The 24,937-nt window shown below is 63.6% G+C and carries 26 protein-coding genes; 12 read left to right on the forward strand and 14 right to left on the reverse strand.

Annotated elements, in window-relative coordinates:
- Nucleotides 1–43 precede the first annotated feature (43 nt).
- The 3 genes from DDZ17_RS15210 to ahpC all read right to left on the reverse strand — a co-directional run bounded on the left by DDZ17_RS15210 (nucleotide 44) and on the right by ahpC (nucleotide 3,025).
- On the reverse strand, nucleotides 44–499 hold the full coding sequence (locus DDZ17_RS15210; protein ID WP_157976674.1) for a Rap1a/Tai family immunity protein: 456 nt from the start codon (nucleotides 497–499) through the stop codon (nucleotides 44–46).
- Nucleotides 500–693: 194 nt separating this feature from the next.
- Nucleotides 694–2,298: an alkyl hydroperoxide reductase subunit F gene (gene ahpF / locus DDZ17_RS15215; RefSeq protein ID WP_116367828.1), complete on the reverse strand. Its 1,605-nt coding sequence runs from the start codon at nucleotides 2,296–2,298 to the stop codon at nucleotides 694–696.
- A 163-nt stretch (nucleotides 2,299–2,461) separates the two neighbouring features.
- On the reverse strand, nucleotides 2,462–3,025 hold the full coding sequence (gene ahpC, locus DDZ17_RS15220) for an alkyl hydroperoxide reductase subunit C (RefSeq protein ID WP_116367829.1): 564 nt from the start codon (nucleotides 3,023–3,025) through the stop codon (nucleotides 2,462–2,464).
- Nucleotides 3,026–3,168: 143 nt separating this feature from the next.
- On the opposite strand from ahpC, the gene DDZ17_RS15225 reads away from it, so the two are divergent.
- The 3 genes from DDZ17_RS15225 (at nucleotide 3,169) to DDZ17_RS15230 (ending at nucleotide 4,810) form a co-directional block, all read left to right on the forward strand.
- On the forward strand, nucleotides 3,169–4,101 hold the full coding sequence (locus tag DDZ17_RS15225; RefSeq protein ID WP_116367830.1) for a hydrogen peroxide-inducible genes activator: 933 nt from the start codon (nucleotides 3,169–3,171) through the stop codon (nucleotides 4,099–4,101).
- 104 nt (nucleotides 4,102–4,205) lie between these two features.
- Entirely contained in the window at nucleotides 4,206–4,340 is a 135-nt protein-coding gene (locus tag DDZ17_RS22920; protein WP_277749326.1) for a hypothetical protein, read from the forward strand.
- Nucleotides 4,341–4,429: 89 nt separating this feature from the next.
- A complete protein-coding gene (locus DDZ17_RS15230; RefSeq protein ID WP_116367831.1) occupies nucleotides 4,430–4,810 on the forward strand; it encodes a DUF805 domain-containing protein in 381 nt (126 codons plus the stop codon).
- 46 nt (nucleotides 4,811–4,856) lie between these two features.
- Here the strand turns inward: DDZ17_RS15230 and DDZ17_RS15235 are convergent, their stop codons facing one another.
- The 3 genes from DDZ17_RS15235 to DDZ17_RS15245 form a co-directional block, all read right to left on the reverse strand.
- Nucleotides 4,857–5,231, reverse strand: coding sequence for a hypothetical protein (locus DDZ17_RS15235; RefSeq protein ID WP_116367832.1), 375 nt, complete (start codon nucleotides 5,229–5,231; stop codon nucleotides 4,857–4,859).
- A 92-nt stretch (nucleotides 5,232–5,323) separates the two neighbouring features.
- Nucleotides 5,324–6,511 (reverse strand): SPOR domain-containing protein, encoded by a 1,188-nt coding sequence (locus DDZ17_RS15240; protein WP_116367833.1) that lies wholly within the window; start codon nucleotides 6,509–6,511, stop codon nucleotides 5,324–5,326.
- A 69-nt stretch (nucleotides 6,512–6,580) separates the two neighbouring features.
- Complete coding sequence (locus DDZ17_RS15245; protein WP_241505910.1) at nucleotides 6,581–7,441, reverse strand: SIS domain-containing protein; 861 nt, start codon at nucleotides 7,439–7,441, stop codon at nucleotides 6,581–6,583.
- A 129-nt stretch (nucleotides 7,442–7,570) separates the two neighbouring features.
- On the opposite strand from DDZ17_RS15245, the gene uvrD reads away from it, so the two are divergent.
- Both uvrD and DDZ17_RS15255 read left to right on the forward strand, forming a co-directional pair.
- Nucleotides 7,571–9,721, forward strand: a complete 2,151-nt coding sequence (gene uvrD / locus DDZ17_RS15250) for a DNA helicase II (RefSeq protein WP_116367835.1) — start codon at nucleotides 7,571–7,573, stop codon at nucleotides 9,719–9,721.
- A 59-nt stretch (nucleotides 9,722–9,780) separates the two neighbouring features.
- Complete coding sequence (locus tag DDZ17_RS15255) at nucleotides 9,781–10,956, forward strand: TRAP transporter substrate-binding protein (RefSeq protein WP_116367836.1); 1,176 nt, start codon at nucleotides 9,781–9,783, stop codon at nucleotides 10,954–10,956.
- On the opposite strand, the gene DDZ17_RS15260 is transcribed toward DDZ17_RS15255, so the two are convergent.
- From DDZ17_RS15260 to DDZ17_RS15270, 3 genes are read right to left on the reverse strand one after another with little or no spacing between them, the layout of a single operon-like run.
- Nucleotides 10,957–11,349, reverse strand: coding sequence for an acyl-CoA thioesterase (locus tag DDZ17_RS15260; RefSeq protein WP_116367837.1), 393 nt, complete (start codon nucleotides 11,347–11,349; stop codon nucleotides 10,957–10,959).
- 20 nt (nucleotides 11,350–11,369) lie between these two features.
- Entirely contained in the window at nucleotides 11,370–12,734 is a 1,365-nt protein-coding gene (locus tag DDZ17_RS15265; protein ID WP_116367838.1) for a TRAP transporter large permease, read from the reverse strand.
- The gene (locus DDZ17_RS15270; protein WP_116367839.1) at nucleotides 12,731–13,246 is read right to left on the reverse strand and encodes a TRAP transporter small permease subunit; all 516 of its coding nucleotides are present in this window, start codon (nucleotides 13,244–13,246) and stop codon (nucleotides 12,731–12,733) included. Before DDZ17_RS15270 ends, DDZ17_RS15265 begins: the two co-directional genes overlap by 4 nt.
- Before the next feature lie 98 nt (nucleotides 13,247–13,344).
- Here DDZ17_RS15270 and yaaA point away from each other — a divergent pair, with 98 nt between their 5' ends.
- Genes yaaA through DDZ17_RS15285 form a run of 3 tightly spaced genes read left to right on the forward strand, consistent with a single transcriptional unit; the run spans nucleotide 13,345 to nucleotide 16,242 of the window.
- Complete coding sequence (yaaA, locus tag DDZ17_RS15275) at nucleotides 13,345–14,127, forward strand: peroxide stress protein YaaA (RefSeq protein WP_116367840.1); 783 nt, start codon at nucleotides 13,345–13,347, stop codon at nucleotides 14,125–14,127.
- Between the two features lie 47 nt (nucleotides 14,128–14,174).
- Complete coding sequence (locus DDZ17_RS15280; protein WP_116367841.1) at nucleotides 14,175–15,638, forward strand: flavin-containing monooxygenase; 1,464 nt, start codon at nucleotides 14,175–14,177, stop codon at nucleotides 15,636–15,638.
- Between the two features lie 4 nt (nucleotides 15,639–15,642).
- On the forward strand, nucleotides 15,643–16,242 hold the full coding sequence (locus tag DDZ17_RS15285; RefSeq protein WP_116367842.1) for a DUF938 domain-containing protein: 600 nt from the start codon (nucleotides 15,643–15,645) through the stop codon (nucleotides 16,240–16,242).
- On the opposite strand, the gene pdxR is transcribed toward DDZ17_RS15285, so the two are convergent.
- Nucleotides 16,239–17,696: a MocR-like pyridoxine biosynthesis transcription factor PdxR gene (pdxR, locus tag DDZ17_RS15290; protein ID WP_116368238.1), complete on the reverse strand. Its 1,458-nt coding sequence runs from the start codon at nucleotides 17,694–17,696 to the stop codon at nucleotides 16,239–16,241. The two genes, DDZ17_RS15285 and pdxR, sit on opposite strands and share 4 nt — an antisense overlap.
- Nucleotides 17,697–17,810: 114 nt before the next feature.
- Here pdxR and DDZ17_RS15295 point away from each other — a divergent pair, with 114 nt between their 5' ends.
- Both DDZ17_RS15295 and DDZ17_RS15300 read left to right on the forward strand, forming a co-directional pair.
- Nucleotides 17,811–18,587 carry an aldolase gene (locus tag DDZ17_RS15295; protein ID WP_116367843.1) on the forward strand — a complete coding sequence of 259 codons (777 nt, stop codon included), beginning with the start codon at nucleotides 17,811–17,813 and terminating at the stop codon, nucleotides 18,585–18,587.
- A gap of 10 nt (nucleotides 18,588–18,597) precedes the next feature.
- Complete coding sequence (locus tag DDZ17_RS15300) at nucleotides 18,598–19,476, forward strand: dihydrodipicolinate synthase family protein (protein WP_116367844.1); 879 nt, start codon at nucleotides 18,598–18,600, stop codon at nucleotides 19,474–19,476.
- 31 nt (nucleotides 19,477–19,507) lie between these two features.
- Here DDZ17_RS15300 and DDZ17_RS15305 read toward each other — a convergent pair whose 3' ends face one another.
- From DDZ17_RS15305 to DDZ17_RS15315, 3 genes are read right to left on the reverse strand one after another with little or no spacing between them, the layout of a single operon-like run.
- Nucleotides 19,508–20,671, reverse strand: a complete 1,164-nt coding sequence (locus DDZ17_RS15305; protein ID WP_116367845.1) for a GNAT family N-acetyltransferase — start codon at nucleotides 20,669–20,671, stop codon at nucleotides 19,508–19,510.
- Complete coding sequence (gene ubiA / locus DDZ17_RS15310) at nucleotides 20,668–21,537, reverse strand: 4-hydroxybenzoate octaprenyltransferase (protein ID WP_116367846.1); 870 nt, start codon at nucleotides 21,535–21,537, stop codon at nucleotides 20,668–20,670. Before ubiA ends, DDZ17_RS15305 begins: the two co-directional genes overlap by 4 nt.
- Before the next feature lie 35 nt (nucleotides 21,538–21,572).
- Nucleotides 21,573–22,196 carry a chorismate--pyruvate lyase family protein gene (locus DDZ17_RS15315; protein ID WP_157976675.1) on the reverse strand — a complete coding sequence of 208 codons (624 nt, stop codon included), beginning with the start codon at nucleotides 22,194–22,196 and terminating at the stop codon, nucleotides 21,573–21,575.
- 232 nt (nucleotides 22,197–22,428) lie between these two features.
- On the opposite strand from DDZ17_RS15315, the gene DDZ17_RS15320 reads away from it, so the two are divergent.
- Both DDZ17_RS15320 and DDZ17_RS15325 read left to right on the forward strand, forming a co-directional pair.
- Nucleotides 22,429–23,799, forward strand: coding sequence for an FAD-dependent oxidoreductase (locus DDZ17_RS15320; RefSeq protein WP_116367848.1), 1,371 nt, complete (start codon nucleotides 22,429–22,431; stop codon nucleotides 23,797–23,799).
- Complete coding sequence (locus tag DDZ17_RS15325; RefSeq protein ID WP_116367849.1) at nucleotides 23,799–24,359, forward strand: DUF1415 domain-containing protein; 561 nt, start codon at nucleotides 23,799–23,801, stop codon at nucleotides 24,357–24,359. The genes DDZ17_RS15320 and DDZ17_RS15325 overlap by 1 nt, the downstream gene beginning before the upstream one ends.
- A gap of 24 nt (nucleotides 24,360–24,383) precedes the next feature.
- On the opposite strand, the gene DDZ17_RS15330 is transcribed toward DDZ17_RS15325, so the two are convergent.
- On the reverse strand, nucleotides 24,384–24,836 hold the full coding sequence (locus DDZ17_RS15330) for an SRPBCC family protein (RefSeq protein WP_116367850.1): 453 nt from the start codon (nucleotides 24,834–24,836) through the stop codon (nucleotides 24,384–24,386).
- Between the last annotated feature and the right edge of the window lie 101 nt (nucleotides 24,837–24,937).

Genomic DNA, 24,937 nt, shown 5'->3' on the forward strand with positions numbered 1-24,937 from the left:
GAAAACGTGTCGGTGAAAGCGCGTGTTCAGCGCAAGATGAGCCTCAGGGTGAACATGTGTAATCCCGTTCCAGCACTTCGGCCACCAGGCTGGTGGCGGAGCGGTAGGCCACCGAGGCCGGGTCGCGGCTGGCAATGGCCTGGCGAATCTGCGCGACGCTTTCGAGGCTGTTGAGGCAATAGGTCTGCGACTTCAACGCCGCGGTTTCCGGGTGGGCGGGGGCGCGTGTGCGCATCACCCGTTGCATGTATTCAGAGGGTTGCTGGTCGCTGAAGCCCACTTCCGGATGGGCCTGCAAATAACCAAGCAGGAAGCCTTCGCACAGCCCGCTATCGGCCGTGTCTTGCGTGCCCGCCGGCATGCGACAGGCCTCAACCAGCTGGCTGCCGGTACGCAATTCCGGCGGGGAGCCTTCAGCGTTTACCCGGGCGGGGGCCAGTACCACCAGCAGTGTTGTGCTGCACAGGAACGAGGCAGCGTGAACCAGAAATCTCATCATGGGCACACCTTTTCGTTGCGGCTGAATTCACTGTGGCACCGAATGTGTGAAAAGTGTAGGCGAAATTGTAAAAAATTTGTGCTATGCGTGGCGGCCGGCGTGACCACAGCAACGAGAACCCCCGGCTTCGCCCTGCGCAGTCGGGGGTTCTTGGAGCCTTAGTGGTTACCGAACGGAGAAGCCATCGCGTCGCCTCAGGCCGCTTCGGAAGTCGCGTTTATAGCGCTTGCGGGATCCGGCTGCTTGAGCAGGTAGTCGAAGGCCGACAGGGCCGCCTTGGCGCCTTCGCCCATGGCCACCACAATCTGCTTGTAGGGCACGGTGGTCACGTCGCCGCAGGCGTAGATGCCCTCGGCGCTGGTTTCGCCGCGCTCGTTCACCATCACTTCGCCGTGGGGCGTCATGTCCACCAGGCCCTTGAGGAAACCGCTGTTGGGCACCAGGCCGATCTGCACGAACACGCCGGCCAGCTCGCGCTGCTGCGCCTCGCCCGTGGCGCGGTTCTTGTAGGCAATGGCGTTGACCTTGCCGCCGTCAGACAGAATCTCTTGGGCCGCCACGTTGGTCAGCAGGGTGATGTTGTCTCTCGCCTCGGCCTGTTGCACCAGCACCCGGTCGGCTTTCAGTTCCGGCAGGAACTCAAACACAGTGACGGATTTGACGATGCCCGCCAGGTCCAGCGCCGCCTCGATGCCGGAGTTGCCGCCGCCGATCACCGCCACGTCCTTGCCCTTGAAGAAGGGGCCGTCGCAGTGGGGGCAGTAGGCCACGCCGTTGCCGATGTTTTCCTTCTCGCCCGGCACGCCCAGCTCGCGCCACTTGGCGCCGGTGGCCACGATGAGGGTGCGGGTCTCGATCTGCTCGCCGGAAGACAGCGTCAGGCGCTTGATCTCGCCGGGCTCGATGCTGTCCACCCGCAGGTGCTCCTTCAGGGTCACCTCATACTCGTTGAGGTGGGCCAGCAGGGCGCCGCTCAGTTCCGGGCCGGTGGTTTTGGGCACGGAAATCAGGTTCTCGATGCCCATGGTGTCCTTCACCTGGCCGCCGATGCGATCGGCCACCACGGTCACCGCCAGGCCCTTGCGGGCGGCATAGATGGCTGCCGCCACACCGGCGGGGCCGCCGCCGATCACGGTCACATCCTGCAGGGGCAGTTGCTGGCGCGCCTCGCCGGCGCCGGCTTCGGTCAATTGTGGGTACAGGCTGACCAGCTTGTCCAGCAGGGCGGCGGTGTCAATCTTGCCGTTCGCAAAGGGCTTGCCGTTCAGGAACACGGCGGGCACACCCTGGATGTTGCGCGCCTCAATCAGCTCCGGGTACAGGCCGCCGTCGATCATCTCGCTGCTGATGTGGGAGTTGAGCAGGGCGAACTGGTTCACCGCCTGCACCACGTCCGGGCAGTTGTGGCAGCTCAGCGACACAAACACTTCAAAGTGCAGGGGCTCGCTGACCCGGCGCAGCAGGGTCTGGATGGTGTCGTCCAGCTTCAGCGCCACGCCGCCGCTTTGCAGCACGGCCAGTACCAGCGAGTTGAATTCGTGACCGCCGGGAATGCCGGAGAACACAATGCCGGTGGGCTCGCCGCCAGCTTCCAGCGCAAAGCTGAGGGGGCTGCGCAGGGCGCCGCCGGTATCGCGCTGTTCAAACCGCAGCTGGTCGGAAACCGAGGTGAACTTTTCAAGGAAATCCACCAGCTCGTCGCGCTTGTCGTGGTCACCGTTCTGCAGAACCAGGGTGACCGGTTGTTCGAGTTTTTCCGCGTAGCCCTTCAGGGCCTGAAGAATGTCATTGTTCAACATGATTCTGCATCCTCGGTGTTTGTTGGGGGCGCAGGAAGCCCTGCCGCTGCGATTGCGCGGCGCGTCCATTGCCTCGGTTCTCTGTCAGGTGCGCCCCGCGCTGTCGCGGTGGGGCGGCTAGGGGGTGCCGCCGGGGCTGATTCCCCGGCGGCGTGGGCTGGTCTTAGATCTTGCCGACCAGGTCCAGGCTCGGGGTCAGGGTGGCTTCGCCCTGCTCCCAGGCGGCGGGGCACACTTCGCCGTCGTTCTCGCGCACGTACTGGGCGGCTTTCACCTTGCGCACCATGTCCTTGGCGGAGCGGCCGATGCCGCCGTTGTGGATTTCCGCCACCTGGATGATGCCGTCGGGGTCGGCCAGGAAGGTGCCGCGCATGGCCAGGCCGTCTTCCTCGATCATCACGTCAAAGCCGCGGGTCAGGGTGCCGGTGGGGTCGCCCAGCATGTAGTAGTTGATCTTGCCGATGGCCTCAGACGAGTCGTGCCATGCCTTGTGGGAGAAGTGGGTGTCGGTGGACACGGAGTACACTTCCACGCCCAGGCCCTGCAGTTCTTCGTAGTGCTTGGCCATGTCTTCCAGCTCGGTGGGGCAGACAAAGGTAAAGTCGGCCGGGTAGAACAGGAAGATGGACCACTTGCCTTTCACGTCGTCGGAAGTGACGGTTTTGAATTCGCCGTTGTGGAAAGCCTGTACTTTGAATTCAGGGATGGATTGATTGATCTTAGCCATGTTGGCCTCCTGTCAGTGTGGGTAAACAGCGCTGTTTGCGTCAGCGGTGGAGTGATAATGGGTGTTTGCTGTGTTTAAATAAATCGAATAAATCTGAAGCAATGGTTCAGATAAATTGAATTAAGACCGGGAGGTTCTGCACCGTGGTTTCGCTCAAGCAGCTCACTTATGCCCTGGCGGTGGAAAAAACGCGGCACTTCAAAAAGGCCTCGGAACTCTGTTCCGTGTCCCAGTCGGCGTTGAGTACCGCCATCTCTGAAATGGAGAGCCAGCTCGGTGTGCAGGTGTTCGAGCGCGACAACAAGCGGGTGCTGGTCACGCCCGTGGGTCAGCAGATTCTGGACAAGGCGCGCCGCATCAAAATGGAGCTGGACGACCTCTACCAGTTGAGCCACCAGAGCCACTCGCCCCTCAGCTACCCTATGTCTGTCGGGGTGATCCCCACCATTGGCCCCTACCTGCTGCCCAAGGTGCTGCCCGCGGTGCGCGGCGAGTACCCGAACTTCCAGCTCACCATCGACGAAGACCAGTCCCGCGTGCTGGTGGAGAAGGTGCGCACCGGGGAGCTGGACACCGCGGTGCTGGCCCTGCCCTACGACACCGATGGCCTGCACTGCTTTGAATTCTGGGAGGAAGACCTCTACCTGGTGACCCACCGGGAAGACCCGCTGGCCAAGGAGAGCTCGGTCAGCAGCGAACAACTCGAAGGCGCCAACCTACTGCTGCTGCGCGACGGCCACTGCCTCAAGGATCACGCCCTGGCCGCCTGCCGCTTGCGGCCATCGGAGCTGGAGCAGTCCCTGGGGGGCGCAAGCCTGTATACCCTCATCCAGATGGTGGCGGGGCGTATGGGCTCCACCCTGGTGCCGGCCATGGCGCTGGATCAGCTGCTGGCCGCCAGCAGCGAACTGGCCGCCGTGCCGCTGGCCGAGCCCGGCCCCCACCGCCGTATCGCCTTCATTACCCGCCTGAACTATGCCGGCGTTAACGACATTGAATTGCTGCGACGCCTGTTCCGCCGCGAGCTGGAACAGGCGCCCAGCCCGCTACCCAAAAAGCCACGGAAAAAAAACTGAAGGCAGGGTTCGGAAAAACCCGATGGACGGCCGGCTGTGGGCTTTGAATACTGGCCGCCTGCCGCCCCGTGACGGGGTGGGCGCGAACAGAGGAAACCACAGCAATGACCGACAGCAAATACAACAGCCCTTCAACGACAGGCCCGGTGCAGTGGGTCTGCAATTTCAGCGATAACTACTATGGCGACCAGGTGTGCCGCCCGCTGCGCGAGGAAGAATGCCGAACGGGTCGCAAATAGCCGGCGATCGAGTGTACAAGTTGGCGAGGGTCGACTAGGGTTCAGAGAAGCCGCACGGCTTGACAACAATAATGCGAGAGGGATCGTGTATGCAGTGGTATCTGAAGGTTTTGAAGAACTATGTGGGCTTCTCCGGGCGGGCGCGCCGCACCGAATTCTGGATGTTCGCCCTCATCAACTTTTTGATCACCTTGGTGCTGGCCTTTCTGGATGGCATGCTCGGCCTTGCCAACAGCCAGTACGGCATGGGGCCCCTGCAGGGCATTTACAGCCTGGCGGTGTTTTTACCGGGCCTTGCGGTGGCCATCCGCCGCTTGCACGACACGGGCCGCTCCGGCTGGTGGATTCTGATCGGCCTGATTCCAGTGGTCGGCTGGATTGTGCTGCTGGTGTTCTACTGCCTGGACAGCCAGGCGGGTGACAACGTCCATGGCCCCAACCCCAAGGGTGTGGCTGCAGCAGCGGTGTGAGGGAAGTCGGCAGGGCGGGCCTGGGGCCCGCCCCGCGCAAGCAGGATCAGCCCGGGTTGGCGGCTTTGTATTCGCGAATTTCGGTGTTGAACTGCCCGGCGACGGACTCTTCCGAGGACACCGCGGCGTTGTAGGCTTCAACCGCGTCGTTGTAGGTCTTCTGGGTTTCGGCCAGCACGTCTTCAGCCAGCCCGCCCTCTTTCACCTTGGCTTCGGCGGAGGTGAACACTTCTTCCAGGCATTTCATGTATTCCACATTGGCCGACTGGAAGGCCTTCACGGCTTTCTGGCCGGCGAGCATGTCTTCCATGGTTGCGCTGGCGCCATTGGGCAGGTTGGGAGCGTCGGGCTTGGTGCAGTCGGCAAAGGCGGCGGTGCTGCCAAGGGCCAGCGTGGCGAGTGCAATACTGAACTTGTTCATCGTTGTGTCCTCAGGCTGAACAGGAGGCAAAACAGTAGCAGGCCCGTTCTGCCCTGCCAAGCTTGGTCTTTACAGCAGTCTTCACCCGCCCTTCAGTCTTCGCCCACCCACAGTTCCGACAGGTCGTGGCGGGCCTGCAGCGTCTTGGCCACTGACTGGGCCGTGGCCTTGTCCGGCAGGGCGATAATGCGCACCCGGTAAAGGTCGCCGCCGGGCGCTGCCTGCACCACCACCTTGCCGGCGGCTGGCTGCAGGCGTTTGGCCCAGCTGTCGGCCAGCGCGCGCTGGCGGTAGGAGCCGAAGTTGACGAACCAGTCTCCCGTGGCGCTGGCGGGGGCCGTTGCTGCGGGCTGGGTTGCTGGTTTGGTCGCAGGCTTGGCAGCCGGCCGGGAAGGCGCGGCCTCCCGGGCCTGTTCCACGGCGGCCTGCTGTGCCTGTAGCTGGCGTTCCAGGCCGGCCACGGTATCGCTCAGCTGGCGGTTTTCCAGCCGCAGGCTGTCAAGGCTGGCAGCCAGGGATTCGTTGCGCTCTACCAGTTCGCGCTGGGTGCTGCGCTCCTGCGACAGCTGGTCGGGGTTCACCGCCACCGCCAGCTCGGCGCGCAGTTCGCGAATTTCCTCGCGCAGTGAGGCCCGCTCCTGCAGCACGCCAAAGCCGCCCACCGCCAGCAGCAACAGGGCCACGGCGCCGGCGGCAATCAGCCCCAGGGGCCAGGGGCCGAGCAGGCCGCGTTCGTCGGCCTTGTCCTCGTAGTCTTCCCAGTCGTCGCTGCCGTCGTCCTCATCATCAGCGTCAGCGTCGTTGTGATCGTCGTCGCTGTCTTCGCCGTCGTCATCCTCATCGTCACTGGCTTCGTCGTCGTCGGGGTCGTCCCGGTCGTCGCTGGCGGGGTCGTAGCGGGATTCGTAGGCATCGTCATCGTCGTCCGCCGGGTCGTCATCCTCGAACAGGTCGTCGCGATCCTTGCTGGCAGCGGGGCGATAGCCGGCGGCGCTCATGCCGGCGGTGGGGTCTGGCCAGGCGCTGCCGGCCGCGGGCTCCTCCACATCGTCCAGCAACTCGTCGGGGTCGTAATCGTCGTCGGCGCGGTAATCGAAGGGGTAATCGTCGCCGTCGTTGTCATTGGCTTTTTCATCGTGACTGTCATCGCCAATGTCATCGCGATTATCATCATCAAGGCGGCGCCAATCATCGGTTGCCGGGGCGGTGGATGGATCGCTGTCACTGTGCGGCCGGCGTGACGGCGAAAAAGGATTGCCGTTATCGCTGTGATTGCTCATGGCCTGCGCCCTGTTTGCCCCGGTAATGTCGGCGATACTAACAGAGCTGCCGCAGGGGGTCAGCCGGATTCACTCGTCGCTGCGCAGTGACTGCAGCCCGCGGTTGAGTTTGTGCAGGTGGCGATTCACTTCGTCGCCTTTCATTTTCGACACGCCGGCGGCGAGGATGTCGATCACCGCCAGGTGGGCGATGCGCGAGGGCAGGGGGGTGTAACTTTCTTCGTCCGGCGATGCCACATCAATGGGGATGGCAATGGTGGCCCGCGCCAGCACCGGGGTGCGCGAGGGCGCCAGGGCAATGATCACCGCGCCCGCCTCGCGCACGTGATCCATCGCCTCCAGCAGGGCAGTGCTGCGCCCGGACTGGGAGATGGCCACCACCACATCGTCCGGGGTCAGGGACATGGCGGACATGGCCTGTATGTGCGGGTCCGACAGGGCGGCGCTGGCAATCTGCAGGCGGAAGAACTTGTGCTGGGCGTCGATGGCCACCGGGCTGGAGGCGCCAAAGCCGTAAAACTCCACCCGGCGGGCGTTGCACAGGGCATCCACCGCCACTTCGATGGCATCCGGGTCGAGGGTGTCGCGCACCTGGGCCAGGGTTTCCATGGTGGCGTCGAACACTTTGTAGGTGTAGTCCCGGGCGGTGTCCAGCTCGCTCAGCACAAAGGGTTCCTGGCTGGTGTTCTGGGCCAGGGACTGGGCCAGGGCGAGCTTGAAGTTCTGGAAGCCCTGGCAGCCGATGGCCCGGCAGAAACGCACTACCGTGGGCTCCGACACCTCGGCGGCGGCGGCCAGGTCGACAATGCGCATGTGTATCACGCGCTCGGGCTGGCCCAGCACCAGCTCGGCGACCTTGCGCTCCGAGCGGCGCAGGGTATCAAGTGAGGACTCTATGTCCCTGAGAATGACTCTGCCGGTGTTGGCCACGTGTTTGCGGGTTCCGGGTTGGCGAACAGGTGCGCCCATTATACAGGTGCCGCGGCGGCCGGCGCAGAAGCGGGTGATTTCGCGCGCCGCGCCCTATGGCGAGGGCCCATCTGTGAGTAAAATGCGCCGATGGATGTATCCGATATTCTCTCCCCCCTGAACACCGCCCAGCGCGAGGCCGTGGCCGCCGAAAGTGACAACCTGCTGGTGCTGGCCGGTGCCGGCAGCGGCAAAACCCGCGTGTTGGTGCACCGCATTGCCTGGTTGATTCGCGCCCAGGGCCTGTCGCCCCAGGCCATTCTGGCGGTGACCTTCACCAACAAGGCCGCCAAGGAAATGCGCGGACGCATCGAGGACATGATGCAGATTTCCACCCGCGGCATGTGGGTGGGTACCTTTCACGGCCTGACCCACCGCCTGCTCAAGGCCCACTGGAAGGACGCCGGCCTGCCGCAGAACTTCCAGATTCTGGACGCCGATGACCAGCTGCGACTGGTCAAGCGGGTGTGCCGCGAGCTGGACCTGGACGAATCCCGCTGGCCGCCGAAACAGGCGATGTGGTACATCAACGGCCAGAAAGACGAGGGCCTGCGGGCGGCGCACATTGATGTGCCCCACGGCGATCTCTACGGCCAGATGATGCTGCGCATTTACCGGGCCTACGAACAGGCCTGCGAGCGCGCCGGACTGGTGGATTTTGCCGAGCTGCTGCTGCGCGCCCACGAGCTGTGGCTGAAGGCGCCGGCGGTGCTGGCCCACTACCAGGGCCGCTTCCGCCAGATTCTGGTGGATGAGTTCCAGGACACCAACACCATCCAGTACGCCTGGCTGCGGGTGCTGGCGGGCAAGACCATCCCGGTGGTGGCGGTGGGCGACGACGACCAGTCCATCTACGGCTGGCGCGGGGCCAAAATCGAGAATATCCAGCGTTTTTCCGATGACTTCAGCGGCTGCCAGACGGTGCGCCTGGAGCAGAATTACCGCTCCACCCAGACCATCCTGCAGGCCGCCAATGGGGTCATCGCCCACAACTTCGGCCGCCTCGGCAAGGAACTGTGGAGCGCGGGTGAATCCGGCGAGCCCATTACCCTGTATGCCGGCTTCAACGAGCAGGACGAGGCGCGCTTTATCGTCGAGCAGGCCCAGGCCTGGATAGACGATGGCAATGCACGCAGTTCGGTGGCGGTGCTGTACCGCTCCAACGCCCAGTCGCGGGTGCTGGAAGAGGCGCTGATTCGCGCCGGCCTGCCCTACCGCATTCACGGCGGCCAGCGCTTTTACGAGCGCATGGAAATCCGCAATGCTCTGGCCTACCTGCGCCTGATTGCCAACCGCGGCGACGACGCGGCGGTGGAGCGGGTGATCAACACCCCGCCCCGGGGCATTGGCAGCAAAACCTTGGAAACCGTGCGCGAAGTGGCGCGCACCCGCGAGTTGCCGCTGTGGCAGGCCATTCGCATGGCCGTGGCGGAAAAGCTGCTACCGGCCCGCGCCCTGACTGCCCTGGACGGCTTTGCCGTACTGGTGGATGAAATGGACAGCGGCAGCGACGACATGCTGCTGGAAGAGCTGGTGGAGCATGTGGAGCACGCCTCTGGCCTGCTGGACTTTCACCAGAAGGAAAAGGGCGAGAAGGGCCAGGCCCGGGTGGAGAACCTGGAAGAGCTGGTGAGTGCCGCCCGCCAGTTCGAGCCTGAGGGCGAGGAACTGTCGCCGCTGCAGCAGTTTCTCGACAACGCCGCCCTGGATGCCGGTGAGGCCCAGGCCGATGCCCACGAGGACAGCGTGCAGCTGATGACCCTACACTCGGCAAAGGGCCTGGAGTTTCCGCTGGTGTTCCTGGCCGGCATGGAAGAAAACCTCTTCCCCCATCGCATGTCGCTGGAGGAGCCTGGCCGGCTGGAAGAGGAGCGGCGCCTTTGCTACGTGGGGATCACCCGCGCCATGGCGCGCCTTTACATCACCTATGCCGAAACCCGCCGCATTCACGGCAGCGAGTCCTACAACAGCCCCTCGCGCTTTATCCGCGAGATTCCGGTGGATCTGCTGCAGGAAGTGCGCCTGAACAACACCATCGCCGCGCCAGTGAGCACCCTCACCCAGGCCGAGGTGCCAGACACCGGCTTAAGCCTTGGGCAGCGCGTGTTCCACCAGATTTTTGGCGAAGGGGTCGTGTTAAACTTTGAGGGTCGCGGCAACAACGCCCGGGTGGAAGTGCACTTCGACGCCGAGGGCAGCAAGTGGCTGGTGGTGCAGTACGCCAATCTGCAGCTGCTGTGACAGGCCATGCGCGCCAGGCGCTGGCTGATAATAACAACCGTTTTTGAAGTCGAGCCTTGATGTCTGACAGCCAAACCCGCGCGCCCAAACGCTACGCGCCCCTGATCATCCTGCTGCTGAGCGCGGCCCTGGTGGCCGTCGTCGGCCTGTGGGCCGCCGATGCCGGCCGCGAGGCGCGCAGCGCCGGGCCGGGGGGCGGCGCCGTAGGCGACGAGGCGCGCTACCACTGGAAAATCGTGACCACCTGGCCCAAGAACCTGCCCGGCCTTGGCACCGCGCCGGAGAATTTTGCCCGCATGCTGGGGGAGATGAGCGGCGGCCGGCTGACCGCACGGGTCTATGGTGCCGGCGAAATTGTGCCGGCCTTTGAGGTGTTCGACGCGGTGTCCCAGGGCGTGGCGGATGCCGGCCACGGCGCGGCCTATTACTGGAAGGGCAAGATTCCCTCCTCGGTGTTCTTCACCGCCGTGCCCTTTGGCATGACCGCCCAGGAAATGAACGCCTGGCTGCAGTACGGCGGCGGCCTTGAGTTGTGGCGGGAGGTTTATGCCGGCGCCAATATCGAGCCCTACGCCGGCGGCAGCACCGGGGTGCAGATGGCGGGCTGGTTCAACCGCGAGCTGAACAGCGTGGCGGATCTCAAGGGCCTGAAAATGCGCATCCCGGGGCTTGCCGGCGATGTCTTCACTCGCGCCGGGGGTACCTCGGTGCGCATTCCCGGCGGCGAAATTTACACCTCCCTGCAGACCGGCGTGATCGACGCCGCCGAGTGGGTCGGCCCCTACAACGACCTTGCCCTGGGCCTGCATGAAGTGGCCAAGTACTACTACTACCCCGGCTGGCACGAGCCGGGCGCCATGCTGGAATTTATCGTTAACAAGGACTCCCTGGCCGCCCTGCCGGCGGATTTGCAGGCCATTGTGAAAACCGCCGCGCGGGCATCCAATCAGGAAATGCTGGACGAATTCACCGCCCGCAATAACACCGCCCTGCGGGAACTGGTGGAACACCACGGCGTGCAACTGCGGCGTCTGCCGGACGATGTGCTCAAGGCGCTGTATGACGCCAGCGAAGACGTGTTGGCGGAGCTGGTGGCCACCGACCCGCTGGCGGCGCGGGTCAATGCCTCGTTCCAGGACTTTTACGGCAAGGTGCGGGCCTATCACCACATTTCAGAGCAGGCCTACATCAATGCCCGCGACGTGGTGCTGCCGCCCGAGCAGGGCGGCCCCTGATCAGGGGTTGATGGCGCGGGTGCGGCCCTTTTCGTCGATGGCCACAAACACAAACTCCCCTTCGGTGACCTTGAGCGGGTCGCCATCGTGCTTGGAGTTGATCCACACCTCCACCACGATGCGAATGGAGCTGCGGCCGATTTCCAGCACATCGCAGTAGCAGCTCACCACCGCACCCACATGCACCGGGGTCAGGAAGGCCATGCCGTCGATGGCCACCGTGGCCACCCGGCCGCCGGCCACCTCTGTGGCGGTGATGGAGCCCGCGATATCCATCTGCGACAGCAGCCAGCCACCAAAGATATCACCGTTGGCGTTGGTGTCCTTGGGCATGGCAATGGTCTGCAGGGCCAGTTCACCCTGGGGAATGGGGGCGGAATCTATATCACTCATGGCATTTGCGTCGGGTCAGGTTATCGGGCCAGCTGCGCGGGCAGCCAGGTTGCCAGTGCCGGCCACACCCACAGGGCCACCAGCACCAAAAGCTGGATGATTATAAAAGGAATGACCCCCCGGTAGATAGCGCCGGTGGGGAGCGTATCCGGGGCCACCCCGCGCAGGTAGAACAGGGCAAAGCCAAAGGGCGGGGTGAGGAAGGAGGTCTGCAGGTTGATGGCGATCATGATGCCGAGCCAGATCGGGTCCAGCCCCATGGCCAGCAGGATGGGGCCGACGATGGGCACCACTACGAAGGTGATCTCGATAAAGTCCAGGATAAAGCCCAGCAGGAAGATGATCAGCATGACCACCAGCGTGGCGCCCAGCGCGCCGCCGGGTAGCTGCTCGAAGAAGTGGTGAATCAGTTCCTCGCCGCCAAAACCGCGGAACACCAGGGAAAACAGCGCCGCTCCGATGAGAATCATGAACACCATGCAGGTAACTTCCATGGTATCGCGCGCAACGTCCCGCAGGCGGGTAAAGTCCATCTGCCCCTTGGCCATCGCCAGCAGCAGTGCGCCCACCGCTCCCACGCCGGCCGCCTCGGTGGGGGTGGCGGCCCCCACCAGAATGGAGCCCAGCACCACGGCAATCAGCAGCAGCGGCGGCACCAGGCCCTTGAGCAGTTCCGAGGCCGGCACTGGCTCCTGGGTGGCCGGTGGCGCGTTTTCCGGCTTGCGCCAGGCCCGCAGCAGCAGGTAGGCCATGTACAGGGCCACCAGTAGCATGCCCGGCAGCAGCGCGCCGATGAACAGGTCGCCCACCGACACCGTCTTCGGGTTGAAGATATTCATCGACAGCTGCGCCTGCTGGTAGGCGCTGGACAGCACATCCCCCAGCAGCACCAGGGCGATGGAGGGCGGGATGATCTGGCCCAGGGTGCCGGTGGCGCAGATGGTGCCCGCGGCCAGCGAAGGTTTGTAGCCACCCTGCAGCATGCTGGGCAGCGACAGCAGGCCCATGGTCACCACCGTGGCGCCGACAATGCCGGTGCTGGCCGCCAGCAGGGTGCCTACCAGAATCACCGAGATACCCAGGCCCCCGCGCAACCTGCCAAATACCCGCGACATGCTCGACAGCAGCTCTTCCGCCACCCGGGACTTCTCCAGAATGACCCCCATCAGGATGAACAGCGGCACCGCGATCAGCGTGGCGTTGTTGACGGTGCCGAACAGGCGCCCGGGCAGGGCCGACAGGAAGCTGGCATCGAACACCCCGGCGATAATGCCCACCGCGGCAAAGGCCAGGGAGGTGCCGGCAAGGGTAAAGGCCACCGGGTAGCCCAGCATCAGGGCAAAGCACACCGCGGCAAACATCAACAGGGCAATGTAGCCGGTCATTGCGCTTGCGGCTCCATCAGCACGGCGGTGCTGCGCAGGGTTTCCGCCAGGCCCTGCAAGAACAGGGTGGCCGCCATCAGCGGCAGCAGGGATTTCAGCAAAAACACTGCGGGAATGCCGCCGGGCTCGGGGGAGCTTTCCCGTATCGCCCAGGATTCCGCCACGTAATTCCAACTGATACCGAACATAAAGGCGCACAGCGGCAGCAGGAACACGATACCCCCCAGGCTGTTCACCCAGGCCTGGACGCGGGGCGAAAACCGGCGGTAGAAGATATCCACCCGCACATGGCCGTCGTGCTTGAGGGTGTAGGCCGCGCCCAGGGTAAACAGGGTGCCGTGCAGGTAGGTGATGGCTTCCTGCGCGGCAATCGAGCCGATATTAAAGCCGTAGCGCAACACCACCACCAGCGCGGTAAGCAGCGCCATGGCCACAGCCAGCCAGGCCAGCAAGCGGCCGCTGGCCTCGGTAAAGCGGTCTATCGCGGTGGCCAGGGCCAGCATTCGGGGCATGTTTTATTGGTCTTTTGCAACGGTGGGGCGCAGCGTATCATAGCGCCTCAACTCACGCGAAAGCTCCCCGCTCGCGCCCGAGCCCCGGACGAGGATTCATGCTCACAGTTATCTCACCGGCCAAAACGCTGGATTTCGACACCCCGCCCCACACCCGCAAGACCACTCAGCCACAGTTTATCGGGCGCGCCGCCGAGCTGGTTGAAGATGCCCGCGGCCTGTCGCCGGAGGACATCCGCGAGCTGATGGGGGTGAGCGAGAACATCGCCGAACTCAACCATGCCCGGTTCATGAACTGGGCCGCGCCTTTTTCGCTGGACAACGCCAAACAGGCGGTGCTGGCCTTTCGCGGCGACGTTTACACCGGGCTTGACGCCGATACCCTGAGCGCCAGCCAGCTGGGCTGGGCCCAAAAGCACCTGCGCATTCTGTCGGGCCTTTATGGCCTGCTGCGCCCGCTGGATTTGATGCAGCCCTACCGCCTGGAGATGGGCCTCAAGTTTGCCAACCGAGGTGGTAAAAACCTCTACGAATTCTGGGGTGATGCGGTTACCCAGGCGCTGAACGCCAGCCTGAAGCAGTCCGGCAGCCCGGTGCTGGTGAATCTCGCGTCCAACGAATACTTCCGCGCGGTCAAACCCAAGGCGCTGGCGGCGGACGTGATCACGCCAGTCTTCAAAGACCTGAAAAACGGCAAGTACAAGGTGATCAGCTTCTTTGCCAAAAAAGCCCGGGGCCAGATGGCCCGCTACATCATCGAACAGGAGCTTGATGATGTGGCCGGGCTGAAGAAATTCCGGGAAGATGGTTACCGCTACAACGCCAAGGCATCCACCGCCCGCGAACTGGTGTTTACCCGCGACAAACCGCCCGGCACCTGACATTGCCAGCCGGGCACTCCACCACAGAATAAGAGACAGGGAAGTGCATGAATAACGACGTACTGAGCGTAGCAATTATCGGGGCCGGCATGTCTGGCCTGTGTATGGGCATCCAGCTGCGCGAGCGCGGCATTGATGACTTCGTCATCCTGGAAAAATCCGCCGGCGTTGGCGGCACCTGGTACGACAACACCTACCCCGGGGCCTGCTGTGATGTGCCGTCGGTGCTGTACAGCTATTCCTTCGAGCCCAACCCCTGGTGGTCGCGCAAGTATTCGCCCCACAACGAGATACGCGCCTACTTTGAGCACTGCGCCGACAAATACGGCCTGCGCCCGCGCCTGCGCCTGAACACCGCGGTGGCCGAGGCGCGCTTTGATGACGCCCGCGGCCTGTGGCAGCTGACGCTGGACAATGGCGAGTTGATCGAAGCGCGCGCCCTGGTCAGTGGCCTGGGCCAGCTCAACCTGCCCTACACGCCGGCGCTTGATGGCGAAGACAGCTTCAGCGGCGAGCGCTTCCACTCCGCGCGCTGGAACCACGACATCGACCTGGCCGGCAAGCGGGTGGCGGTGATCGGCAATGCCGCCAGCGCCCTGCAGTTCATACCCCACGTGGCGAAGGAGGCGGCGCAGGTTTACGTTTACCAGCGCAGCGCCAACTACGTCATACCCCGTAACGACTGCGCCTATACCCCTGAGCAGCAACAGCGCTTCTCCCGCCATCGCTGGTGGCAGAAGCTGCATCGCCTGTCGGTATACCTGCGCGCCGAGGGTGTGTTCTATCCTGTGCTGCTCAAGCGCAGCCTGCTGCGGCCCCTGTGGAAGAAGTGGAGCCGGGACTACCTTGAAGAGAGCATCACCGACCCGGCACTGCGCCGGCAGCTCACGCCGGACTACCCCATTGGCTGCAAGCGCATCCTGGTCAGCGACGACTACTACCAGGCCCTGGCCGGCGCCAATGTCGAGGTGGTGACCTCGCCCATTACCGGCATCAACCCGGGCGGCGTAAGCAGCGAAGACGCCACCGAGCGGCCCGCCGATGTCATCATCTACGGCACCGGTTTTCGCACCACCGACATGCTCAGTGGCGTACGCTTCATTGGCAGCGGCGGGCGCGACCTGCGCGAAGCCTGGCAGGATGGCGCCGAAGCCTACCGTGGCGTGTGTGTGGCGGGCTTCCCCAACTTCTTCATGCTCTACGGCCCCAACACCAATCTCGGCAGCAACTCCATCATCTTCATGGTGGAGCGCCAGGTGAAGTACGCCGTGGCCTGCATCGACAAACTGCTGTCCAACGGCCTGCGTAGCCTCGACGTGAATGCCGGTGTCATGCGCGACTACAATGTGAAGATGCAGAAGGACCTGGCGAATACTGTGTGGGTAGCCTCCTGCGATAGCTGGTACAAAAACGACGCCGGCAAGGTAGTGAACAACTGGCCCCACACCACCACCCGCTACTGGTGGCAGATGCGGGCGCCGGATTTCAGCGACTTTGATATGAAGGGATAACACGATGGACGGGCTGAACTGGTCACAAGCCTGTGAAAACAACAAGGCGCCCATTCTCGACATCCTGCGCCGGGTGCTGGCCCACAAGACCCAGGTGCTGGAACTGGGTGCCGGCACCGGCCAACACGCTACCTGGTTTGCCGGCCACCTGCCCCACCTCACCTGGCAACCCACCGACCTGCACGCCAACCTGCCCACCCTGGCGCCTCGTTGCGCCGCCTACGAAGGCGGCAACCTGCTGCCGCCACTGGCACTGGATGTATGCCAACACCCCTGGCCTGCCCAGGTGCACGATGCTGTCTTTACTGCGAATAGTTTCCACATCATGGCGTTTTCCGCCGTAGCGCAGTGCTTCGCTGAACTCGGGCGGCAAGCAAGGCCAGGCACCCTTTTGTGTGTATACGGCCCCTTTAACTACGGCGGGCAATACACCAGCGACAGCAACGCCCGCTTCGACCAGTGGCTGGCCCGGCAACACCCCGACAGCGCGATTCGCGACTTTGAGGCGGTGAATGAACTGGCGCGGCAGGCAGGCTTTGACCTGATGGAGGACAATGCCATGCCGGCGAACAATCGTTTGTTGGTGTGGGGCAACAACCGCTAACCGCTCAGGGTCTTGGCCAACTGCTGTATGGATTGCCTGATTTCCTTCTCGCTGAGGGCGCCGAAGCCAAAACGAAGGTGAGTCGGTGCGCGGCGATCATCGGTGTACAGGGTACTCAGTGTGGAATCCTTGCCTGGCAGCGCGTCCAGATTTCTACCCGCCAGCAGCTTGGAGATATCCACCCAGATCGCCATGCCGCCGGTGGGTACGGTAAATGAAACCCTGTCGCCGAAGACGCGATCGAATTCTCGCGCGGCAAAGTTCCTGCGCGCTTCGTACTCTTTTCTCGTTTTCCGGATATGCCGCCTGACTTCGCCAGACGCCATTAACTCGGCAAGTACCAACTCCGACAGGGTATTGCCCTGGCGGTCGATCAAGACAATTTCCTGGGCGGCCCGTTCGATAAACCGGACATCGGCCGCCATGTAGCCGAGCCGCAGCCCCGGTGCAAACACCTTGGACATGGATCCGATATGCACCACGTTTTCTGAATTTGGCAGGCTGGCCAGGGGCGGGATGGGTTTGGACCCGTAGTGGAATTCGTGATCGTAGTCGTCTTCCAGTACCGCGAATTTAAACGATCGCGACAGTTCGAGTAGAGCCAGTCTGCGGTCCATGGGCAGGCTTACGGTTGTCGGGTACTGGTGATGTGGTGTCACATACACCCCGGCGACAGTGTGCTGTTTAAGAATCTGCTGCAGGCACTCAATACTGAGGCCCCGCTCGTCCAGTGGGCACTTCAGGACCGTGAAGCCGTTGGCCTCAAACGTCGCCTTTGCCGGGGGGTAGCACAGCGCTTCCACGACAATGGCGCCCTTGCCCGGGTCCAGTATTCTCGCGGCCAGGAAAATACCCATCTGGCTGCCCCGTACAATACAGACCTGCTCGGTGGAGCAGTTCATGAAGCGATCGCTGGACAGCATATTGCGTACCGATTCGCGCAGTTCAATACTGCCTCTGGGGTCCCCATAACCCAATTTGGATTGACGGCTCAGGTGTATGCACACGCGTCGATAGGTGCGTGCGAGCAGGGCATAGGGAATGAGTCTTGAGTCTGGCGTGCCGTCGTTGGCGGTCGGGGTGGCGGGGAAGGCACCCACAGCGTCTTGATACAGCGACTCGAGCAGTTCCGACGGTGCTTTTGCCCGGTGGGTACTGCTGACCAGGCGTTGGCTGGACGGCGAAAGGCCTTGCTCCGGGAGGTTTTCCGATACGAATGTGCCTGAGCGTTGCCGGGTTACCAGCCAGCCCTGTGCCTCAAGCTCTTCGTAGACTTGCTGCACGGTTTTTCGGTTTACGCCCAGTTGTACCGCCAAAGCGCGCGACCCTGGCAGCCGGAAGCCCGGGGCCAGGCGCCCGCGCTGGATATCCAGCGTTAGCTGATTCAGTAGTTTGGTGTGCAGGCTATTGCCCGGGCTATCGTCCAGCCAGAACTGCGCTTCCCACGGATTCATTACTTTCACCACCTCCAACTGGCCCATCAAGAATAAAAATACTGGACCTCATTATAGGGCCAGTTGTTGGCTATCGTGTGGCCATCTCAAACGCAGCCGCAGAGGAGTCGAAGTATGAAAACAGCGACCACATCCAAAGCCGATCTGATGCAGAGCGCTGAGCGCGATATGCAGAAGCTCATTCAGGATGCCGCGTTCAGCGATCGCGAGAAGTTGGCGATTACCTGCCGCATCCTGTTCGACAAGGGCCATGATTCGGGCCTGGCAGGGCAGATTACCTGTCGAGCGGAGGCGCCCGGCACCTTCCTGACCCAGCGACTGGGTCTGGGGTTCGACGAAATCACCGCCAGCAACCTGATGACCGTGGATGAGGATCTGGCCCCGCTGGACGGCGAGGGCATGGCCAATCCGGCGAACCGTTTCCATACCTGGATTTACCGCGAGCACCCGGAAGTGAATTGCATTATTCACACCCACCCGACCCATGTTGCGGCGTTGTCCATGCTGGCGGTGCCACTGGTGATCTCCCAGATGGACACCTGTGCGCTGTACAACGACTGCTCCTTCGTCAAGGACTGGCCTGGTGTACCGGTGGGCAATGAAGAGGGTGAGCTGATTGCCGGCGCCCTCGGCAACAACCGCGCGGTGTTGCTTGCCCACCATGGCCAACTGGTGACAGGCAAGACGATCGAAGAGGCCTGCAATCTGGCGGTGCTGATTGAGCGGGCTGCCAAATTGCAGCTACTGGCGATGGCCGCGGGCGAAGTGCAGCCCCTGCCCCATCAACTGGCACAGGAAGCCCACGACTGGGTGTCCACCGACAAGCGCAACAAAGTCAATTTTGCCTACTACGCACGACAGGCACTCAACAACCACCGCGACTGCATCTAGGGAGATAGTCATGAATTTATCCGGAATTATTGGTTACCCGGTCACGCCTTTTGGTGAGGGTGGCAACGGTGTTGATCTCGCCAAACTGGGCGAGGTCATCGATATCCTGCTTGCCGCGAAGGTAGATGCTGTTGCTGCGCTGGGCAGTGCCGGAGAGGCGGCGTACCTGTGCGAAGACGAATGGAAGCGGGTGGCCCAGCACACCGTAAAACAGGTGGCTGGGCGGGTGCCGGTGGTTGTCGGTGTCGCCGAGCTTTCCACGGCGCAGGCGGTGAAGTACGCCGAGTATGCCTATGAAGTCGGGGCGGACATGATCATGCTGTCACCTTTTTCCTACTACAAACTCAGCGAGCAAGAGGTGTATCAACACTACGACAGCGTTTCGCGGGCGACGCCCCTGCCCATCATGATCTACAACAACCCCGCTACCTGTGGCGTGGATATGTCGCCGGAATTCATGCTCGAGATGGTCGACAAAATCGACAACGCCTGCATGATCAAGGAGAGCACCGGCGATATTCAGCGTATGCATAAAATCCACAAACTCTCAGGCGGCAAGGTGCCCTTTTTCAACGGCTGTAACCCCATGGCGCTTGAGGCGCTGAATGCCGGCGCCAGCGGCTGGTGTACAGCGGCGCCCTGCCTGATCGGCGATAAGCCTAAGCAACTGTTGGAAGCGGTAAAAGCGGGGCACAGTGATAAAGCCAGGGCATTGTTCTATCAGCAGTACGAATTTCTTGCGTTCATCGTGGCAGCCGGGCTTGCGGCAGCGGTGAAGTCAGGCCTGGCACTGCAGGGGCACACCGTGGGCGGGCCCAGAAGGCCCTTGCTACCCCTGGGTGATTCGGCGCGGCAGCGGCTGCAGGCATTGCTCAGTGAGCTGGCTTGAGTGACACCTGCCCCTGCCCGTAGGCTGACTTCTATCCGGCAGGCGCGCTTTTGAAGGGCAGCAGCTCTGCTGCTTCTTCCCGATACTGGGCAATATGCCCGGCTTCATCCTTGGCAAAATCCGCCACCGCTGCCGCCAGCCGCTCATCGGCAATCCAGTGGTTGGAGCAGGTGTAAACCGGGGTGAAGCCGCGCTGGATTTTGTGTTCGCCCTGGGCGCCGGGGTCAAAGCGCTGCAGGCCGTGTTCGATACAGTATTCAATGCCCTGGTAGTAGCAGGCCTCGAAGTGCAGGCAGTCGTATTCCTGTTCGCAGCCCCAGTAGCGCCCATACAGGGTGTCGCCAGAGCGAAAGTAGAGCGCCGCGGCCACGGGGCTGGCGGCCTGCTCGGCCACTACCATCATGACCTGCTCGCCGAGCGCAGGGGCAACGTCGGTGAAGAAGGCTTCGCTCAGGTAGCCACCGTGGCCGCTGCGCTTGGCGTAGGTGAGCTGGTAAAAGCGGTGGAAGCGGCGCCAGTGTTCGGGGGTGATTGCGCTGCCCTGCAGGCGCCGGAGCGTCAGGCCCTGTTCCGCCACCCGGGCGCGCTCGCGGCGCAGGTTTTTGCGCTTGCGGCTGGCGAAGGTGGCCAGAAAGTCGTCAAAGCTGCGATAGCCGTTGTTCAGCCAGTGAAACTGCACGGCGAGTCGCTGCGGGTAGCCGGCCTCCGCCAGGGCGTTGGAGGTGGCGCGCTCGGGAAACAGCAGGTGCCAGGATGAGATGCCCTGTTGCTCGCTCAGGCTGCGAATACCCTGCAGCAGCAGCGGCCAGGCCTGTTCGGCGGCAAAGTCCGGGGCGCAGCACAGGCGCGGCCCGGTGGCCGGGGTGAAGGGGATGGCCGACACCAGCTTGGGGTAGTAGTTGAGGCCCATCCGTCGCCAGGCATCCGCCCAGGCCCAGTCGAACACGTATTCGCCCCAGGAGTGATCCTTCAGGTACAGCGGCAGCAGGGCCAGCAGGTCGTCCCCCCGCCACAGCAGGGCGTGGCAGGGTTGCCAGCCGGTGTCGGCGCTGGTGCAGCCGCTGCGCTCCAGCCCGTACAGGAAGCGGTGGCGCAGGAAGGGGTAGTCGTTACCGGCCAGGGCATCCCACTGATCGGCGTCAACGTCCGCCAGGCTGGCGGCAAAAGCAACGCGCAGGTCGCCAGCTTCGCTCATGGGGTGCTGGCGTAATGCAGCACAATGCCGGCGAACACGGCCAGCCCCACCCAGTTGTTGTGCAGGAAGGCGCGAAAGCAGGCCATGCGCTCCCGCTCGCGAATCAGCCACTGGTGGTAGATGAACAGACCCGCCGCCAGCGCCAGGCCGGCGCCGTACCAGGGGCCCAGCTCAAAGGTGACGCCCGCCATGACCCAGCAGAGCAGGCAGGCCAGCTGCAGCAGGCCGATAATCAGGCGGTCGGCGCGGCCAAACAGTACGGCGGTGGATTTAATGCCGATCTTCAGGTCGTCGTCGCGATCCACCATGGCGTACTGGGTATCGAACACCACGGTCCACAGCAGGTTGGCGGCGAACAGCCACCACAGGCCGGGGGGCAGGGCGTTCTGCTGGGCGGCGAAGGCCATGGGAATACCCCAGGAAAAGGCCGCCCCCAGCACCACCTGGGGCCAGTGGGTGTAGCGTTTCATGAAGGGGTAGGTGGCGGTCAGTGCCACCGCGGCAAAGGACAGGGCAATGGTGAGGGGGTTGGTCAGCAGCACCAGGGAGAAGGCCGCCAGGCACAGCAGCAGCATGAAGATGCGGGCTTCCTTTACGCTGACCGCGCCAGTGACCAGCGGGCGCAGGTGAGTGCGCTTCACGCTGCCGTCGAATTCGCGGTCGGCCAGGTCGTTGACGATGCAGCCGGCCGAGCGCATGAGGAAGGTGCCCAGGGTGAAGATCACCAGCAGGCCGGCGTCGGGCATGCCGCCGGCGGCAATCCACAGGGCCCAGTAAGTGGGCCACAGCAGCAGCAGGCTGCCGATGGGCTTGTCGAAGCGAATCAGCTGCAGCAGGGCCTGGGGCTTGTTGGCAAGGGTGGTCATGGGGGCGCGAATGGGCAGTTCTGTCGCGACACAGCTTACTGTTTTGACCGCAGGATTGCAGCGTTGACCTTGCCGTGCTGGCTGCGGTGCACCGGCATCTCGGCCTGCCAGGGGCTAAAGGCCTGCAGGAATACTTCGCTCACCATCAGCTGGCGCCCCTGCAGGTCAAAGCAGGAGCGGCGGCCCCAGGTGCTGTCTGTTTGCCGCAGGAAGGAGGGCAGGTAGCTACTGTTGCCGCCGATGCGCGCTACTTCAAAGGGGCTGCGCTGCATGCCCGGCATGCGAAAGAGGATGGCGCCCAGCGGGCGGTTGCGCAGCTGGCGCAGGTGGCGCAGTTCACCGGTCAGGCTGGACACCGGTATCAGGCTGCGGGCGAACACCAGGGGCACATCGTCCACCTGCAGAATTACCTCCCGCACCAGGGCGCGCTGGCGCAGGGGCAAACCCAGCAGGCGGCGCTCGCTGGGCAGTGGGGTCACCCACTCCTGGCGCAGGCGCTGCACCCGGAACTGGCCCGGGTTGTTGGCAATGATGCGGCGGGTGAGGGAGCCGTCATCTAGCAGCCAGGCGCGCTCCCGGTGACCCAGGCGGTAATTGGGAATGCGCCCGGCGGGCCGCCACTGCGGCTCGGCCTGCGGGGGCAGGAGACATCCTGGCACGGTGTGGTCCGGTAAAAATGCAGGGCGAGCATGCGGCATCGCCGCAGGCGGCGCAAGGGTGGTCCGGGCGGATTTATCCGGCAGGGGTCGTATATATGCAACCGGGCGGTGCGGGGCTGGCGTTTGTGGCTCTTGCACATTTTTCACACAACCCTATAGTGTGCGTCTCTAATTTTTAGCGAAAACGCCCACGTACGGCGATTTTCGCCGCACACCAGAGCGAGTTTTCAGTATGAGCAAGTGGGAATGTATTGTCTGCGGCCTGATCTACGACGAGAAGGAGGGCTGGCCCGACGATGGCATCGCACCCGGCACCAAGTGGGAAGACGTGCCCGAGGACTGGCTGTGCCCCGACTGTGGTGTGGGCAAGGAAGACTTTGAACTGCTCGAAGAATCCGTGGTGGAAGACACCCCGCATCACGAGGAGCCGGTGGCCGATGCGGTACGGCCCCCGGTGGTGATCCTCGGCACTGGCCTTGCGGGCTACAACTTGGCGCGCGAGTTCCGCAAAAACGACGACGTGACCCCGCTGATCCTGATTACCTCGGACGATGGCCGCGCCTATTCCAAGCCGATGCTCTCCACCGGCTACACCAAGAACACCACCGCCAGCGACCTGGCCCAGTCTGATGCGGGCAGCATGGCCAAGCAGCTCAAGGCCAGCGTGTGGACCATGACGCATGTGAGCGAGATCGACACCGCCAACCAGATGATCAAGGTGGGCGACGCCCAGACTGCCATCCACTACGGCAAGCTGGTGTTGGCCGTGGGCGCCCAGGTCATCCAGCCGCCCATCGCCGGCGACGGCCTGGAGAAGGTGTACTCCGTCAACGACCTGCTGGACTACGACGACTTCCGCACCGCGGTGCAGAAGAACGAGGTGAAAAAGGTCTGCATTATCGGCGGCGGCCTGATCGGCTGCGAATTCACCAACGACCTGCTGAACGGCGGCTTCGAGGTTGAAACCGTAGACCCCCTCGGCTACTGCCTGCCCACCCTGCTGCCGGAAACCGCCGGCAAGGCAGTGCAGGCGGCGCTGGAAGCCAAGGGCGCCAAATTCCACTTCGGCCCGCTGGTGACCGAAGTGAACAAAGCGGACAAGGGCGTGGTGGTTACCCTGAACAATGGCCAGACCATCGCCGCCGACCTGGTGGTGTCAGCCGTGGGCGTGCGCCCGCGCATCGACCTGGCACAGGCCTCCGGCATCACCGTCAATCGCGGTGTGGTCACCAATCGCCTGCTGGAAACCAGCGCACCCAACGTGTATGCCCTGGGCGACTGCGCGGAAGTGGACGGCCAGGTGCTGGTGTATGTGGCACCGCTGATGGCCGCCGCCAAGGCCCTCGGCAAGACCCTTGCCGGCCAGCCTACGGAAGTGGCCTACCCGGCCATGCCGGTCACCATCAAAACCCCGGCCTGCCCGGTGGTGGTGGCGCCCCCGGCGATGGGTGCCACGGGCGACTGGACCATCGACGCCGACGGCAACAATGTGCGGGCGGAATTCCGCGATGCCGGTGGCGCCCTGCTCGGCTTTGCCCTCACCGGCGAGGCCACCAAGGCCAAGCTGGAGCTGCAGAAGGAACTGCCGGCCATCCTCGGCTGATGCAACGCCCTCCCCCGCCCGGCGCTGTCGAGCGACACACCCGGGCGTGGCTGGCTGACTTTGTGGTGGGGCTGAACCTCTGCCCCTTCGCCCGCCCTCTGCTCAGTTCACCGGCGCTGCGCATTCGCGTTAGCGCCGCCCGGCAACCCGCCGATCTGCAGCGGGATTTTCTGCACGCGCTGGATGAGCTGCAGGCGGCGCCGGAGTCGGCGATTGCCACCACCCTGCTGGTGTTTTCCGACGCGCTGGCAAGCTTTGAGGACTACCTGGATTTTGTCGACCAGGCCCAGTACCTGCTGGAGCAGGCCGGCCTGGACGGCATCGTTCAGCTGGCGAGCTTTCATCCCGACTACCGCTTTGCGGGCGAGGCGGAAGACGCCGCCAGCCACTACAGCAATCGCGCGCCCTGGCCGACGCTGCACCTGCTGCGTGAAGACATGGTGACCCGTCTGGTGACGAGCCACCCGGATCCAGAGGGCATCCCCGCGGCCAATATCGAGCAACTGGAACACCTCGGCCGCAAGGCGCTTGAGGCGCGCTGGCTGGCACTGTTCCGCTAGCTGCTCCGGGTGACTCGGCGCTGCTCAGGCCGGGCCGTCGGGAATCTCCGGCTCCACCAGCCTGGCCAGCAGGGCCAGTGATTCCTGCCAGCCGAGGTAGCAGGCCTCCTGCGGAATTTCATCCGGCACCCCTTCCTGGGTCACCCGCAGCTCTGTGCCGCAGGACACCGCGCGGATCGACACGGTCACCGTCAGCTCTCCCGGCAGGCTGGGGTCTTCGAACTGGTCCGTGTAGCGGATGCGCTCACCCGGCACCAGCTCTATGAAGGTGCCGCCGAAGGTGTGGCTGCTGCCGGTGCTGAAATTGGTAAAAGACATGCGGTAGCTGCCGCCCTCGCGGGCGTCCATGTGGTGCATCTTGCCGGTGAAGCCGTTGGGCGGCAGCCACTTGCACATGGCGTCCGGGTCGATAAAGGCGCGATACACGCGCTCCGGTGTGGACTGCAGTACGCGGTGCAGGTCGATGGTGTGCGGCATGGTGTGAGCTCCTGTGGGTTGCAAAAATGGCGCGACAACAAATCACCAAAGGGTATAGCTCACAGTAGTCGTAATACCCAGCGGGCAATCGACAGGGCGGC

Source organism: Parahaliea mediterranea (genome assembly GCF_003402235.1).
GTDB lineage: Bacteria > Pseudomonadota > Gammaproteobacteria > Pseudomonadales > Halieaceae > Parahaliea > Parahaliea mediterranea.

What these genes read in the sequence shown, in the direction of transcription:
- DDZ17_RS15210 (WP_157976674.1), bottom strand. Translation starts at nt 499, where the DNA reads ATGATGAGATTTCTGGTTCACGCTGCCTCGTTCCTGTGCAGCACAACA.
- ahpF (WP_116367828.1), bottom strand. Translation starts at nt 2,298, where the DNA reads ATGTTGAACAATGACATTCTTCAGGCCCTGAAGGGCTACGCGGAAAAA.
- ahpC (WP_116367829.1), bottom strand. Translation starts at nt 3,025, where the DNA reads ATGGCTAAGATCAATCAATCCATCCCTGAATTCAAAGTACAGGCTTTC.
- DDZ17_RS22920 (WP_277749326.1), top strand. Translation starts at nt 4,206, where the DNA reads ATGACCGACAGCAAATACAACAGCCCTTCAACGACAGGCCCGGTGCAG.
- DDZ17_RS15230 (WP_116367831.1), top strand. Translation starts at nt 4,430, where the DNA reads ATGCAGTGGTATCTGAAGGTTTTGAAGAACTATGTGGGCTTCTCCGGG.
- DDZ17_RS15235 (WP_116367832.1), bottom strand. Translation starts at nt 5,231, where the DNA reads ATGAACAAGTTCAGTATTGCACTCGCCACGCTGGCCCTTGGCAGCACC.
- DDZ17_RS15240 (WP_116367833.1), bottom strand. Translation starts at nt 6,511, where the DNA reads ATGAGCAATCACAGCGATAACGGCAATCCTTTTTCGCCGTCACGCCGG.
- uvrD (WP_116367835.1), top strand. Translation starts at nt 7,571, where the DNA reads ATGGATGTATCCGATATTCTCTCCCCCCTGAACACCGCCCAGCGCGAG.
- DDZ17_RS15255 (WP_116367836.1), top strand. Translation starts at nt 9,781, where the DNA reads ATGTCTGACAGCCAAACCCGCGCGCCCAAACGCTACGCGCCCCTGATC.
- DDZ17_RS15260 (WP_116367837.1), bottom strand. Translation starts at nt 11,349, where the DNA reads ATGAGTGATATAGATTCCGCCCCCATTCCCCAGGGTGAACTGGCCCTG.
- DDZ17_RS15265 (WP_116367838.1), bottom strand. Translation starts at nt 12,734, where the DNA reads ATGACCGGCTACATTGCCCTGTTGATGTTTGCCGCGGTGTGCTTTGCC.
- DDZ17_RS15270 (WP_116367839.1), bottom strand. Translation starts at nt 13,246, where the DNA reads ATGCCCCGAATGCTGGCCCTGGCCACCGCGATAGACCGCTTTACCGAG.
- yaaA (WP_116367840.1), top strand. Translation starts at nt 13,345, where the DNA reads ATGCTCACAGTTATCTCACCGGCCAAAACGCTGGATTTCGACACCCCG.
- DDZ17_RS15280 (WP_116367841.1), top strand. Translation starts at nt 14,175, where the DNA reads ATGAATAACGACGTACTGAGCGTAGCAATTATCGGGGCCGGCATGTCT.
- DDZ17_RS15285 (WP_116367842.1), top strand. Translation starts at nt 15,643, where the DNA reads ATGGACGGGCTGAACTGGTCACAAGCCTGTGAAAACAACAAGGCGCCC.
- pdxR (WP_116368238.1), bottom strand. Translation starts at nt 17,696, where the DNA reads ATGAATCCGTGGGAAGCGCAGTTCTGGCTGGACGATAGCCCGGGCAAT.
- DDZ17_RS15295 (WP_116367843.1), top strand. Translation starts at nt 17,811, where the DNA reads ATGAAAACAGCGACCACATCCAAAGCCGATCTGATGCAGAGCGCTGAG.
- DDZ17_RS15300 (WP_116367844.1), top strand. Translation starts at nt 18,598, where the DNA reads ATGAATTTATCCGGAATTATTGGTTACCCGGTCACGCCTTTTGGTGAG.
- DDZ17_RS15305 (WP_116367845.1), bottom strand. Translation starts at nt 20,671, where the DNA reads ATGAGCGAAGCTGGCGACCTGCGCGTTGCTTTTGCCGCCAGCCTGGCG.
- ubiA (WP_116367846.1), bottom strand. Translation starts at nt 21,537, where the DNA reads ATGACCACCCTTGCCAACAAGCCCCAGGCCCTGCTGCAGCTGATTCGC.
- DDZ17_RS15320 (WP_116367848.1), top strand. Translation starts at nt 22,429, where the DNA reads ATGAGCAAGTGGGAATGTATTGTCTGCGGCCTGATCTACGACGAGAAG.
- DDZ17_RS15325 (WP_116367849.1), top strand. Translation starts at nt 23,799, where the DNA reads ATGCAACGCCCTCCCCCGCCCGGCGCTGTCGAGCGACACACCCGGGCG.
- DDZ17_RS15330 (WP_116367850.1), bottom strand. Translation starts at nt 24,836, where the DNA reads ATGCCGCACACCATCGACCTGCACCGCGTACTGCAGTCCACACCGGAG.